Here is a 13907-nt window from a genome sequence, read left to right as displayed (position 1 = left end):
CAACTTCTCCTTCAACTCGCAGCCACTCGTGCTCTTCAGAATAATACGTCGACATTCCTGTTCTCTCCTGACTTCAACGCTTGTAGTTTTGTTTGACGAAAGGCGTGGCCACGATCTCGGCCGGTTGCGCCTTGCCCCGAATGATCAGGTTCACCTTCTCGCCCGGCTCGCCGTGGCCTGCGGACACATAGCCCATCGCGACCGGGCCGCCGATGGTCGGACCAAAGCCACCCGAAGTGATCTGCCCGATGGTATTTCCTTCGGCACATTGGATCTCGACGCCCTGACGCGCGGGGGCACGACCGGAAGGCAGAATGCCGACCAGTTTGCGCGCGGCGCCCTCTGCCAGTTCCCGTTGAACACGCTCAGCGCCAGGGAATCCGCCTTCTTCCTTGCGGCGCTTTTGAATGGCCCAGGCCAGCGACGCCTCGATCGGCGAGGTGGTCTGATCGATGTCGTTCCCATAGAGGCACAGACCGGCTTCGAGCCGCAGACTGTCGCGCGCGCCCAGACCGGCCGCTTCGCAGTCTTCGTGGGCCAGAAACGCCTTGCTGATCTCGATGGCCTTGTCCTCGGGGATCGAGATTTCGTAACCGTCCTCGCCGGTATAGCCCAGACGCGAGATACGGCATTCGACGCCGTTGATCGGGGCCATTGTGGTTTCCATGAACTTCAGATCCCGTGCCGCAGGGCAAAGCGTGCCCACCACATCCTCGGCCTTCGGGCCCTGAACAGCGACTAGAGCACGGTCGAAAATCTCGGTGACTTCGACCCCTTCCAGATGCTCTTTCATGTGCGGGATGTCCTGATGGCGCAGGGCTGCGTTGACCACGACAAAGAAATAGTCACCCGCGTTGGACACGATCAGGTCGTCCATGATCCCGCCTTCCGCGTTGGTGAAAAACCCGTAACGTGCCTTGCCGGGCTTCAGAGTGGCATAGGCCTGAGGGCAGATGGTTTCCAGCTTCTCGCCCACGTTCTCGCCACGCAGGATCACCTGACCCATGTGGCTGACGTCGAACAGCGCGGCTTTTTCCCGGCACTGAACATGTTCACCCATGATACCCAGCGGATACTGAACGGGCATTTCCCATCCGGCAAAATCCACCATCTTTCCGCCCAGTTCGACATGCAGGTCGTATAGCGGCGTACGCTTCGGTTCGGTCATCTTCTCAACCTTTCAATCAGCGGGACTGGTCGCGAACGACCATAACGGTGCAATGCGCATTGCGCACGACACGAGCCAGGTTCGGACCGATTTCATAATTCGGGAAATCGCCTTTGGTCGACGCCATGACGATCTGGTCGAAGCCTTCCTTGTGGGCAAGCTTCAGAATTTCGCGGTAGACGCTGCCTTCCTCGACATGCACGGGCACGTCAGAGGCATTGCCGTGATCCAGAATGGCCTGAACCTTGCCCCGCACGTGGTCTTTTGCGCCTGCGCCATAGTTGGCGGGCAGGTTCGGCAGCTGGATGATCTCGGGGATGACAGCGATCGCGTGCAGCTCGGCACCGTAGAATTTTGCCTGTTCCAACGCGACCGGCAAAGCCAGCTTCCACGAGTGGTCGTCGGTGTGATCAATTGGCAGCAGGATTTTCGTGGCCATCACGTCTCTCCTCGAGATATGGAATTCTGTTTCGAAGGTGGAGGGCCGGGACGGCCCCCCGTTTTTTCTTTTCGAATTACTCGGCGGGTGTGTTGCCGGGTTCTTCCGATTGGCCGCCCGAGGCGAAGAACTCTTTCGTCAGTTTGAAGACGATCGGGCTCAGCAGGGCCAGGGCGATCAGGTTCGGAATGGCCATCATGGCGTTCAGCGTGTCCGCCAGCAGCCAGATGAAGCCCAGATCTGCTGTTGCACCGAAATAGATCATGACAATCCAAAGGATGCGGTAGGGCAGCAGGGATTTGACGCCCAGCAGGAACTCGACGCATTTCTCACCGTAGAAGGACCAGCCCAGGATGGTGGTGAAGGCAAAGATCGACAGAGCGATGGCGATCAGATACCCACCAATACCCGGCAGGGACAGTTCGAACGCCGTCGAGGTCAGTGCCGCACCGGATTCACCCGATGTCCATGCACCCGACGAGATGATCGCCAGACCGGTGATCGAGCAGACGATGATGGTGTCGATGAACGTACCCAACATCGCGATCAGACCCTGGTTGACCGGACCTTTGGTCTCGGCTGCGGCGTGTGCGATCGGAGCTGAACCCAGACCGGCCTCGTTCGAGAAGACACCACGCGCCACACCAAACCGGATTGCGGCCCAGACGGCAGCACCTGCGAAACCACCTTCGGCGGCCGACGGGGTGAAGGCGTAGGTGAAGACCAGCGACAGGGCGTGACCGATGTTGCCGATGTTGATCAGCAGAACCAGCAGACCCGCGACGATGTAGGCAATCGCCATGAACGGAACCAGTTTGCCGGCAACCGCACCAATGCGGGTGATGCCACCCAGGATCACGGCTGCGGTCAGAACCATCAGGACCACGCCAGTGACCGAAGTGTTCAGCCCGAAATTCGATTCCAGAACCTGCGCCACACCGTTTGCCTGCACACCATTGCCGATTCCGAAAGCGGCCACCGCGCCGAACAGGGCGAAAGCAACGCCTAGCCAGGCCCATTTCGCGCCCAAACCGTTCTTGATGTAGTACATCGGACCGCCGACAAAGTTGCCCAGCTCGTCCTGCTCGCGGTATTTTACGGCGCAGACAGCTTCGGCGTATTTGGTGGCCATGCCCACCAGGGCGGTCATCCACATCCAGAACAAGGCGCCCGGACCGCCCAGGAAGACAGCAGTGGCCACACCGGCGATGTTACCCGTGCCGATGGTTGCCGACAGCGAGGTCATCAGCGCGTTGAACGGGCTGATCTGCCCTTCGCCCTGACCCTCACGGCCTTTGAACAGCAGGCTGAAGCCCGTGCCAATGCGCAGGATCGGCATGAATTTCAGCCCGACCTGCAGGAAGAAGCCGACGCCAAGGATGAGAACCAGCATCAGCGGCCCCCACACGACGCCGTTTATGGCTCCTACGATTGAATTTAACGCTTCCATGGTTTCCCTCCCATTTGCGTCAGGTTTATGCCCCGTTGGCGACGGCCCGCTGGCGGGCCTGCTTAAGAGCAGCGAAATCTTCGTCCGCGTGGAACGACGACCGGGTCAGCGGTGTTGCCGACACGTGCAGAAAGCCCTTGGAACGGGCAATTTGTTTTAGCTTTTCAAACTCTTCCGGTGACCAAAACCGGTCAATCGGATGGTGTTTCGGGGTCGGTTGCAGATATTGTCCGACGGTTAGGAAATCGACATTGGCAGCGCGCAGATCGTCCATCACCTGGCGCACATCATTAATTGTTTCGCCCAACCCTACCATAAGTCCCGATTTTGTGAAGATTTCCGGTTCGGCCCGTTTGGCTTCGTCCAGAAGCCGCAAAGAGGCATAATAACGGGCACCCGGCCGCACCGTCGGGTACAAATGCGGCACGGTTTCCAGATTATGGTTAAACACATCCGGCGCCGCTTCGAAGACGACATCCGGGGCTTTGCCCTTGCCCAGAAAATCAGGCGTCAGAACCTCGATTGTCGTCCCGGGGTTCTGATGACGCACGGCGCGGATCGTTTGCGCGATATGCTCGGCCCCACCGTCTTCCAGATCGTCGCGATCCACGGAAGTGATCACCACATGGCGCAGACCCAGCTTTTTGACCGCCGCCGCGACCCGGCCAGGTTCGAACGCATCCAGAGCTTCAGGACGGCCCGTCGCCACGTTGCAGAAGGAACAGCCGCGGGTGCAGACCTCGCCCATGATCATCATGGTTGCGTGGCGTTTGGACCAGCACTCTCCGATGTTGGGGCAGGCGGCTTCTTCGCAAACGGTCGCCAGATCGTGCTCGCGCATCAGGCGGCGGGTTTCGTAATACTCAGATCCTTCGATCTTTTTCTTACGTATCCACTTCGGTTTGCGCGGTATGACACTGTCGGCCTTTTTGGCCTTTTCCGGGTGGCGTGGGCGAAGCTGGATGGTCATCTGGCTGCTCCGGTTCAGGCGTGGATTGCGCGGCCCATGGCGTCAAGGCAGGCTTCCTTGACAGCCTCGCCCATCGCCGGGTGCGCGTGGCAGGTTGCGGCGACCTCGGCGACGGTTGCGCCTTTGGTCATGGCCAGCACCAGTTCGGCGATCAGGTCACCGCCATGCGCCCCGCAGATATGGCCCCCCAGTATCTTGCCATCAGCGTCGGCCAGAACCTTGACCGCGCCGTCTGCTTCTCCGGTCGATCGGGCACGGGAATTGGCCATGAAGGCGAATTTTCCGACCGTATATTCCGATCCAGCCTCCTTCAGCGCCTCCTCGGTCAGACCAACGGACGCAACCTCGGGGTCCGTGTAAACCACGCCGGGTACCGTGTTGTAATCCACATGCCCGGCCAACCCGGCCAGCATCTCGACGCAGGCAACACCGTCTTCCTCTGCCTTGTGCGCCAGCATCGGGCCGGGCACGCAGTCACCGATGGCGTAGATGCCGGGCACCGATGTCTGGAATTTGCTGTCGACTTCGACAAAACCGCGCTGGTTCACAGCAACACCCAGTTCTTCCAGCCCGAGACCCCGGGTAACGGGACGGCGACCGACTGCGATCAGAACCTTGTCGGCTTCCATCACCTCTTCCTTGTCCTTGCCGACGCGGTCCATGGTCAGGGTCAGGCCCGTACCGGTTTTTTCAACCGACTTCAGGGCGCGACCCAATTGGAACTTCAGACCGCGCTTGGACAAGGCCCGCTGCGCCAGCTTGGCGATCTCGCCGTCAATGCCCGGCAGCACGCGGTCCAGATATTCGACAACAGTGACCTTGGTGCCCAGGCGCGCCCAGACCTGCCCCAGTTCCAGACCGATTACACCCGCACCGATTACGACCAGATGCTCGGGTACGCTCTCCAGCGCGATCGCGCCGGTCGAACTCAGGACATCCTGCTCATCAATCTCGATACCCGGCAGCGAGGTCGGCTCGGACCCGGTGGCGATCAGGATGTTTTTGGCTTCGTGAACCGCGTCAGCGACCTTGACCTGACCTGCGGCAGGGATGCTGGCCCAGCCTTCGATCAGATCGACACCGTTCTTTTTGAACAGAAACGCGATGCCCTTGGTCAGATCACCTACGATCTTGTCCTTGCGCTCCATCATCGCGCCAACGTCGATGCTGGCCCCCTCGACTGCAATGCCGTGGGAGGAGAGATGGGAGAGTTCGGCATATTTGGCCGAGGAGGTCAGCAAGGCTTTGGAGGGAATGCACCCCACATTCAGACAGGTTCCGCCCAGTGCCCCGCGTCCTTCCACGCAGGCCACTTTCAGACCCAGCTGAGCTGCGCGGATCGCGGCGACATAGCCGCCGGGTCCGCCACCGATAACGATAAGGTCGTAGGTATTCATGGGCTTGCTCTCAGTAGATCGGGTAGCTCGCGCACAGGGCGCGGACTTGTTCGCGGGTTGCCTTCTCGACGGTTTCATCCCCATCCGGCGACTGTGCAAGCGCATCCAGAACGTCGCCGATCAGATGGCCGATCTTCTTGAACTCTTCGGGACCGAAGCCACGGCTGCATCCGGCGGCGGTGCCCAGGCGTACTCCGCTTGTGACCGTCGGCTTTTCCGGGTCTCCGGGCACGCTGTTCTTGTTGCAGGTGAACCCGGCGCGCTCCAGCGCCGCCTCGGCCGCGTTGCCCTTCACCCCGATGGGTCGAAGATCGACCAGCATCAGATGGTTGTCCGTGCCACCCGAAACGATGTCACAGCCGCGCGACATCATCACATTGGACAATGCCTCGGCGCTGTCGACAACACGCTGCATGTATTCCTTGAATTCCGGCTTCTGAGCTTCGCCGAACGCGACTGCTTTACCTGCGATGACGTGCATCAGCGGGCCACCCTGAAGGCCTGGGAACACAGCGGAATTGATCTTCTTTGCCAGTGCCTCATCATTGGTCAGGATGATGCCCCCGCGCGGACCGCGCAGCGTTTTATGGGTTGTCGACGTCACGACATGCGCGTGTCCGACAGGCGAGGGGTGCAGACCTGTCGCGACCAGACCCGCGATATGGGCCATGTCGGCCAGCAGCCACGCCCCGACTTCGTCGGCGATTTCACGGAACCGGGCAAAGTCGATCTTGCGCGAATAGGCCGACGCGCCCGCGATGATCAGCTTGGGTTTCTCTGCGCGCGCCAGTTCGGCGACCTGATCGTAGTCGATCAGACCCGCGTCGGTCAGGCCGTACTGAACCGGACGGAACCATTTGCCCGACTGCGCAGGTTTCGCGCCATGAGTCAGGTGGCCACCGGCATCCAGCGACATGCCCAGGATCGTGTCACCCGGGCTCAGCAACGCCAGCTTGACGGCACCGTTGGCCTGCGCGCCGGAATGCGGCTGCACATTGGCAAACTCGCAGCCGAAAATCGACTTCAGCCGTTCGATGGCTTCAACCTCGACCTCATCCACATATTCGCATCCGCCATAGTAGCGACGACCGGGATAGCCTTCGGCATATTTGTTGGTCAGTACTGAACCCTGCGCTTCGATTACGGCCTGCGAGACAATGTTCTCGGACGCGATAAGCTCAATTTGTTCAGCCTGACGGGAAGCTTCACGCGAAATCGACGCCGCAATAACCGGGTCGGATGCTGCAAGAGACGTTCTGAACATGATTTCCTCCTCCGAAATCCGAATCCTTAACAGGGGATTTTGTTTCCTATAGTGGATAATGGATGCTTGAGGCAACATTTTTTTCCGATTTGTTATGTTGAGGGCTAATCGGGAACTATGTATCCTTGCTGAAAGTGGGGGGATTCAATATGTCAGACGATTTACAGCCTGATGGCGCGGGACTTCAGGACCAGGACGATGGAGCTGCTCTGGGTCGCTCGATCCGGGATGCACGCCGTGAGAAGGGCTGGACGCTGGAAGAGGCCGGCAGGGCCGCCGGCATTGGTCGCTCGACGCTTTCAAAGATTGAAAACAACCAGACCCGACCCAGTTTCGATATTGTCCGCCGGTTGACTCAGGCGCTGGATATGAACCCGCCGCAGCTGTTCCTGCAATCCGGTCAGACGGGGGTCGCCGGGCGGCGTGACTTCACCCCAAAAGGGACGGGCGAGATCAGGCATACCGCCACCTACATGCACGAGTTGCTGTGCCCGGAACTGACCAGCAAGCGCATGCTACCCTATGTAGCGACAATCAAGGCGCGTGACATATCCGAATTCGACAACTGGATCCGGCATTCCGGGGAAGAGTTCATGTATGTCCTGAAGGGCGAGTTGATCTTTGTTTCGGAGCATTATCGCCCGCTGCCGATGAAGGCGGGGGACTCGCTTTATTATGACAGCAGCATGGGCCATGGATGCGTATCCACCAGCGAGGAAGACGCGCAGGTTCTGTGGGTGTCACTGGAATAGTCCCGCTTTAGACCAGGGCGGTTGAAAACCATGGGAAACGGCTAAGCAGAACCAGGATTGCTGCAACAGCCAGCAAGAAGGGCCAGAGCGATCGCAAAATGCGACCCGGTGAGGCCCCGCTCATGGAAGATGCGATGTAAAGCCCGACACCCACCGGTGGCGTCAGCAGGCCCAGAACTAGGTTCAGGCACATGACGACGCCGAACTGATAGGGGCTGATGTCGTAGTCGTTCATTGCGATGGGCAGCAGGATGGGGGTGATCAGAATGACGGCCGCGATGCCATCGATCAACATTCCGACCCCCAGCAGGATCAGGTTGACGATCAGCAGGAACAGGAATGGATCATCTGTAATGGAGGTGATCAGGACCGCCAGCTTCTGCGGCAGTGCCTCATAGATGATCACCCAGCCGAAAACACTTGCGGCCGAAATCATGAAGATGATCATAGACGCGTTGATTGCCGTGCGCCGGAACATCTGGGGCAGCGCCTTGGGCTTAAGCTCTCCGTAGATCAGCCAGCCAATCAGGAACGCGATCAGGGACGCGATAGCGGCGGATTCCGTGGGCGTGGCAATACCGAACAGAACCCCCCCAATAATTGCCATGGGGATCAATACCGCCGGTAAACAGGCAAGCAGGGCCGAAATCGATTCCTGCCGCGTAAACCAGGCGCCTTTGGGAAATCCCTGCGCGAAACCGATCAGGGCGATCACCACGGCAAACGAGATCGACAGCAACAGTCCGGGCAGGATGCCGGCAAGAAACATGTCACCGATGGGGATCTGCGCCAGAACGCCAAAGATCACGAACATCATGGATGGTGGAATGACCGGTGCCAGCAATCCCCCAGCGGCTGTGGTGGCAGCGGCAAAGCCCTTGTCATAGCCTTCCCGCTCCATCTCAGGCGTCATGGCCCGCGCCATGACGGCAATCTGCGCCGTGGCCGATCCGATGATGGCGGCCATGAACATGTTGGCCAGCAGGTTGATATAGGCCAGCCCGCCGCGAAAGCCGCCGACAAAGACCCGGGCGGCATCGATAAGCCGTCGGGTCATGCCACCTTCGTTCATCATCTCGCCGGTCAGCATGAAAAGAGGAATGGCCAGAAGCCCATAGTTCTCGAGGCCCGAGAACATCTTCTGGGCAAAGCTGTCATACAAAACGGTGTTGCCGCTTTCCCAAATGTACCAGATTGCGGTCAGCGACAGGACCAGCGCAACGGGAACCGCGATCAGCAGCTTGAAGGCAAAAATCAGAGGCGTCATGCATTGGCCTCGGGTAGAGGGGCACGGGGGGCGGTCAGATTTGCGACGCTGTGCAGCGTTGCCCCCAGCGCAAACAGCCACATGACCATCCAGACCAGGTATTTCGGAACGCCCAGCGTTGTTGTCGGTTCCGCGTAGATGAAGTTGAAAGTCGCTCCCTGAAACTGCTTGGTGTCGAACCCATGCCGCGCCAGTTCCAGAGGTGAATACCAGCGCCAACAGAACCAGATCATGAACAGGGCAAAGATCAGAACGATCAGGTCAACAAGCCGTGCCGTCAGATCACGAAGCAAAGGGGGCAGGGAGTCTGTCAGGATCGTGACGGCCACCGCGTGACCATAGTGCAGCGCCGCGGATGCGCCGAGAAAGGTCATCCAGGCCATGGCATAGATCGCCAGTTCATCCACCCAGAACAGAGCGGACCCCAGGCTCCGTGTCACGACGTTCAGCAGGATAAGAACCGATATGGCGGCGGCCAGAAAAGACGCGAGCCACAGTTCAGCACGCGCCCATGCTGCAGAAATCCGCCGGATCATTGCGCTCACTCCTCAAAACAAGGGGCGCAAATCACCTGCGCCCCAATTGCATGAGTACCGTATTAGTTGGCGGTTTCCGCAGCAACCTGTCGCAATTGATCCAGCGCACCTGATTTCCCGGCCCAGGTCTGGTTCCATTGATCAATGGCATCACCAAAGAATGAGCTGTCTACCTGAACATATGTTTTGCCGGTGCCTTTCACCTGATCCAGCCATTCCTGTTCCTTGGCAACATAGGTGTCGATGGTACTGTCCACGTGACGGGCCATCAGTTCACCGATCATGGTGCGGTCTTCTTCGGACAGACCGGCCCAGACCTTGGCGGACACAAGACCAACCATCGGGAACATCATGTGGTCCGACTGCACGACGGTGTCGGCATGTTCGTAATATTTCAGAACCCAGATCAGTTCTGCGTCCATGTCGATGGCATCGACCTGACCGTTGGCCAGCGCATCGTAAACGGCGGGCAGGGGCATCGGGGTCGGGGCCGCACCAACGGCGTTGTAGAAGTCGAGAATAGGCTCGAACGGAGTGATCCGCAGTTTGAGACCGGCCAGGTCCTCTGCCGAGTTCACGTCGCCCCGGGCAACGATCTGGCGCAGGCCGGCCATGCCGTACCCGGTGCCGACGACACCGACCTCGGCAGGAAGTTGATCCAGCATGCTGCGTGCGCCATCGCTGCGCAGGATGCGCCCCGCGTGGCCGATATCGCTGGCCAGATACGGGGCGTAGAACGCGCCGAAATCCTTGGCGCGGTTGGACACTTCGGCCACTGTCATGAACGCCATGTCCAAAGCACCTGTTTGCAGCTGCTGCAGCATCTCGGCTTCGTTGCCCAACTGACGCGCCGGGAAAACTGTCACGCTATGCGCGCCACCGCTGGCTTCCGACAAGTCTGCGCCAAATGCCTCGGCCGCCTTGGTCCAGATATGCGGCGGTGGCGTGATCAGACCCAGGCGAAACTCATCTGCCAGCGCAATCGTTGCGGAAAAAGAAGTCACAACCGCAGCAGTCGCGCCGCAAAGGGCTTTGTGAAGGTAGTTCATTGTATTCTCCCTGTTTTGTTCCGGTTCAGCTCAGAGCTGGACCCAGTCCGCAGGCGGCTTACCCTTTCCGGGATGCAGCGTTCCGCAGTTCGGACAAGTTCGAGCTTCGGTACTGTTATGGAAAGCATCGTAAATCTTTGGCAGTGCGGTGACGATCCCTTCGGGGCCATCAAGCGCAACTTCTTCGCGATGCACAAGGCCTTCGCAGTTAAAGCAAAACCATTCGAACCCTTCTTTCATCCCCGGCCGACGCGGGGCTTCGACCACGATGCCGATCGATCCTTCCTGTGGGCGCTGCGGCGCGTGACGCACATGAGGCGGCAACAGGAAAACCTCGCCTTCACGCACCGGCACATCGTAGATTTTGCCGCTGTCGGCGATCTTCAGCATCATGTCGCCCTTTTGCTGAAAGAACCATTCTTCAACCGGATCATCGTGAAAATCGACACGTGTATTGGGGCCGCCAACGACCATGACAATCATGTCGCCTTCCTTGTGCAGCAACTGATTGCCAACCGGAGGGCGCAGTTTGTCAGCATTGTCTTCCACCCATTTCTTGAAATTGAAGGGTTTCAGCGTCGGGTGTTGTCCCATGTGCTTTCTCCTGCCTGACCGGTGTTTGGGGCACAGAAACACTATATCGTGCCGTTAAAAAGCCTAGGACAAGCAGTATGAAAGAAATATTTGTTTCTGGGAATGTCGGTATCCATTAACCTGATATCAGATTGATCAAAGCTGAAGGCCGCAATCCTCGAACGCTGCGCTTGTGGCGGCTTTTTCGGCCTCGGTCAGTTCCAGCATGGGATGGCGCACGCGGCCTCCGACCTGCCCAAGCAATTCCTGCCAGTATTTACCGTGAGCGGTTGGTTTTCCGCCAGGCTTGGTACGCTTGATCGCGGTTCGGACCGGATCAAGACTGTCACGCACGCGCCGGGCCTGGTCGAACTTTCCGGCAAATGCCAACTCAGTGTATTCGTGCATACGCAAGTCGTTCGCCGTCTGGATTTGGTAGGGCGGCGAGGAACACAGGTAAAGCTGCCAGCCCAGCTCCTCGATATTGTCCAGCCAGTCGTCTTCCAGAGACGTGGACACCAGGATCTTGTCACCCACCATCCGCGTCAGTTTTGCATACATGTCCCGAGGGACCGAGTATTTGATGGCCATGATGTTGGGCAGTTCCGCAATACGCGCACAGGTTTCGGGCTGCATCAGATACCCGCTGTCGGGATGGCTCCACATGGCGATGCCGATATCCAGGCGGTCGCAGATATACTTGTAGTAATTGTACAAAACCTCGTCGCGGTCGTGACAAAAGCTGAGCATCGGGGCGTGGACCACCACATAATCCGCACCGCAGTCCTGAGCATGCCGTCCAAGCTCCAGCACGGTGTCCACGTTCTGATCCGAGATCGACATGATCGTCTCGGCCTTGTCCCCGCATTCCTCGGCGGCGATGGTCATGTTGCGTTTGCGTTCGTTCAGCGACATCGACCAGAACTCGCCCTGTTTGCCTGCGATGAACAGGCCCTGAATTTGCAGATCGTCGATCCAGTGCCGAATGTTCCGGCGCAATCCGGTCTCGTTCAGGCTGAGGTCTTCATTGAACGGGTTCAACGCGGCTGCCCAGATCCCCCGCATGGTTTCGCGCGAATAGGCTTTGGCGTCGTGTTTGGCATATTTCATGGGCAGAAATTCCGAAGGTCAGATGTCAGATCGCGAGCGTGCAAACACTCTGGTTCCGTCAAACGCACAAAGCCAAGCGCATTGGGCGGATGTGGATATCCAATATTTCGATAACAGAGAGCCTGCAGTTTCGGATAGGTTAAGGCTGCATCTGGAGGCTCTATGAAAATCGGCATTATCGGCGAAGGCGCTATCGGGCGTTACGTGGCACAGCACTTGCTTGAAAAAGGCGAAGGGCCTGATGCCATATTGGTTTCACCCGGACGGCGACTTGACGGAAAGGAGGCCGGTCCATCCCGTGTTACCTGCGTCTCAGACCTGCCCGGCGGGATCGATCTGATGGTCGATTGCGCGGGCCATGCGGGCCTGAAAGCACACGGAGCCGCCATTCTGGAACGGGGCATCGACCTGGTAACACTGTCAGTCGGCGCATTGGCTGACCCTGATCTTGAACAGGCGCTGGCACTGGCGGCGCGTAACGGTCATTCGCATTTGCGCCTTGCCAGCGGGGCAATCGGCGCACTGGATTGTCTGTCCGCCGCAAGGGTAGGGGGGCTGACCGAGGTCATCTATCGCGGCAGCAAGCCCCCGGCGGGATGGCGCGGTTCAGCTGCAGAAGAACAATTGAAGCTGGACGACCTAAAATCAGCGGCAGTACATTTTTGCGGAACTGCCCGGCAAGCAGCCGTGGCCTATCCAAAGAACGCCAACGTGGCAGCGGCCATAGCGTTGGCGGGGCTGGGATTTGACGAGACAAGGGTTGAACTGATCGCCGATCCGGCTGTTAATGCCAATATCCACGAAATCGAGGCGCGCGGCAGTTTTGGCACCTTCACATTCAGGATCGAAGGAAAGGCGCTGCCGGACAACCCGCGCAGTTCGGCTCTGGCTGCCATGAGCGCGATTGCCGCCATCGAAAGACAGCCCGCAGCGATCAGTATCTGAGGGGCCTTCATGGTCGCACATCATACCCGCATCGTTGAGCGCGCGCTGACGCGGTTGAAGCTGCGCCAGTTGCGTCTGCTGGTTGCGGTCGGCCAGCAGGGCAGCATCCAGAACGCGGCGCGCGATCTGGGCATTTCGCAGCCTGCCGCCACCAAGATGATTCAGGACCTGGAACTGGATTTCGAGGTCAAGCTTTTTGAGCGGACCAATCGCGGCGTTGTGCCCACGGTGTTTGGTGAAGCGCTGATCCGCCATGGTAAGCTGATCTTCGCGCAGGTCTCAAATGCCGCTCAGGAATTGGATGATCTGAACGAAGGCAATAGCGGTCGGGTTGTGGTGGGTACCCTGCTGGCGGCGTCACCAACCTTGCTGCCACGCGCTGTCGAACGGCTGCTGAAAGACCGCCCGAAAGTCGCGGTCAAAATTGTCGAGGGGACAAACGAAGTGCTGATGCCTGCGCTTTTGTCGGGCGAGATCGACATGGTTGTTGGTCGTCTGCCCAGTCATCGCCACCGGGCACGGATTACGCAGGAAAAGTTCTTTGATGAACGGGTACTGGCCGTGACGGGAACGCAGCATCCTTTGGTCGGCAAGCCGAACATCACTTTCGAAGAACTCAGACGCTTTGGCTGGATACTTCCGCCGGTCGAAACCACTCTGCGCCGCCAGACCGACCAGTATTTCGTGCGACAGGATCAGTACCAGCCGGGTGTTTCAATTGAATCAGTTTCCTATCTTGCAAACAGGTCCCTGTTGCGATCTCACGATTTCGTCGGGCTGATGCCGGCCCATGTCGCCTCGTTGGATATCGACCGTGGCCTGCTGGCCTGCCTGGACTGGGCTGTCCCATTTGGTGCGGGCCCGGTTGGCGTGTCTCACAGAGGGGAAAGCAGTCTGTCCCCGGCAAGCAGCACATTTCTGGATGCCCTGCGCGCGGCAGCAGGGGACATCTGAACCATCCCTGCAGATATCACGCAATCGGATATC

Annotated in this window: 14 protein-coding genes; 3 read left to right on the top strand and 11 right to left on the bottom strand. The window is 58.9% G+C overall.

The window, feature by feature from the left end; all coding sequences use genetic code 11:
* Nucleotides 1–73: 73 nt before the first annotated feature.
* From gcvT to glyA, 6 genes are all read right to left on the bottom strand, one after another.
* Entirely contained in the window at nucleotides 74–1168 is a 1095-nt protein-coding gene (gene gcvT / locus ACR1XU_RS18635) for a glycine cleavage system aminomethyltransferase GcvT (protein ID WP_480907995.1), read from the bottom strand.
* Between the two features lie 16 nt (nucleotides 1169–1184).
* Nucleotides 1185–1607, bottom strand: coding sequence for a universal stress protein (locus ACR1XU_RS18630; RefSeq protein ID WP_480907993.1), 423 nt, complete (start codon nucleotides 1605–1607; stop codon nucleotides 1185–1187).
* 76 nt (nucleotides 1608–1683) lie between these two features.
* Nucleotides 1684–3057, bottom strand: coding sequence for an alanine/glycine:cation symporter family protein (locus ACR1XU_RS18625; RefSeq protein ID WP_170807968.1), 1374 nt, complete (start codon nucleotides 3055–3057; stop codon nucleotides 1684–1686).
* 25 nt (nucleotides 3058–3082) lie between these two features.
* Nucleotides 3083–4027, bottom strand: coding sequence for a lipoyl synthase (gene lipA / locus ACR1XU_RS18620; RefSeq protein WP_480907991.1), 945 nt, complete (start codon nucleotides 4025–4027; stop codon nucleotides 3083–3085).
* A gap of 14 nt (nucleotides 4028–4041) precedes the next feature.
* Nucleotides 4042–5424, bottom strand: a complete 1383-nt coding sequence (lpdA, locus tag ACR1XU_RS18615) for a dihydrolipoyl dehydrogenase (protein WP_480907989.1) — start codon at nucleotides 5422–5424, stop codon at nucleotides 4042–4044.
* Nucleotides 5425–5434: 10 nt separating this feature from the next.
* Nucleotides 5435–6688 carry a serine hydroxymethyltransferase gene (gene glyA / locus ACR1XU_RS18610; RefSeq protein WP_170807971.1) on the bottom strand — a complete coding sequence of 418 codons (1254 nt, stop codon included), beginning with the start codon at nucleotides 6686–6688 and terminating at the stop codon, nucleotides 5435–5437.
* A gap of 149 nt (nucleotides 6689–6837) precedes the next feature.
* Between glyA and ACR1XU_RS18605 the strand changes: the two genes are divergently transcribed.
* Complete coding sequence (locus tag ACR1XU_RS18605; protein ID WP_170807972.1) at nucleotides 6838–7440, top strand: XRE family transcriptional regulator; 603 nt, start codon at nucleotides 6838–6840, stop codon at nucleotides 7438–7440.
* Between the two features lie 7 nt (nucleotides 7441–7447).
* Here ACR1XU_RS18605 and ACR1XU_RS18600 read toward each other — a convergent pair whose 3' ends face one another.
* From ACR1XU_RS18600 to ACR1XU_RS18580, 5 genes are all read right to left on the bottom strand, one after another.
* Nucleotides 7448–8707, bottom strand: a complete 1260-nt coding sequence (locus tag ACR1XU_RS18600) for a TRAP transporter large permease (protein WP_170613951.1) — start codon at nucleotides 8705–8707, stop codon at nucleotides 7448–7450.
* Entirely contained in the window at nucleotides 8704–9243 is a 540-nt protein-coding gene (locus ACR1XU_RS18595; protein ID WP_480907986.1) for a TRAP transporter small permease, read from the bottom strand. The genes ACR1XU_RS18600 and ACR1XU_RS18595 overlap by 4 nt, the downstream gene beginning before the upstream one ends.
* Nucleotides 9244–9305: 62 nt before the next feature.
* Entirely contained in the window at nucleotides 9306–10292 is a 987-nt protein-coding gene (locus ACR1XU_RS18590) for a TRAP transporter substrate-binding protein (protein WP_170807975.1), read from the bottom strand.
* A 30-nt stretch (nucleotides 10293–10322) separates the two neighbouring features.
* Nucleotides 10323–10886, bottom strand: a complete 564-nt coding sequence (locus ACR1XU_RS18585) for a 3-hydroxyanthranilate 3,4-dioxygenase (protein WP_170807976.1) — start codon at nucleotides 10884–10886, stop codon at nucleotides 10323–10325.
* Nucleotides 10887–11021: 135 nt separating this feature from the next.
* Nucleotides 11022–11975, bottom strand: coding sequence for a dihydrodipicolinate synthase family protein (locus ACR1XU_RS18580; protein WP_480907984.1), 954 nt, complete (start codon nucleotides 11973–11975; stop codon nucleotides 11022–11024).
* 162 nt (nucleotides 11976–12137) lie between these two features.
* On the opposite strand from ACR1XU_RS18580, the gene ACR1XU_RS18575 reads away from it, so the two are divergent.
* A complete protein-coding gene (locus ACR1XU_RS18575; RefSeq protein WP_480907983.1) occupies nucleotides 12138–12920 on the top strand; it encodes an aspartate dehydrogenase in 783 nt (260 codons plus the stop codon).
* Between the two features lie 9 nt (nucleotides 12921–12929).
* Nucleotides 12930–13874, top strand: coding sequence for a LysR family transcriptional regulator (locus ACR1XU_RS18570; RefSeq protein ID WP_170807979.1), 945 nt, complete (start codon nucleotides 12930–12932; stop codon nucleotides 13872–13874).
* Nucleotides 13875–13907 lie beyond the last annotated feature (33 nt).

The sequence above is a fragment of the Ruegeria sp. D1(2025) genome (genome assembly GCF_056536425.1).
Note: the sequence above shows the minus strand (reverse complement) of the source record. Positions and strands in the feature narration are given on the sequence as shown.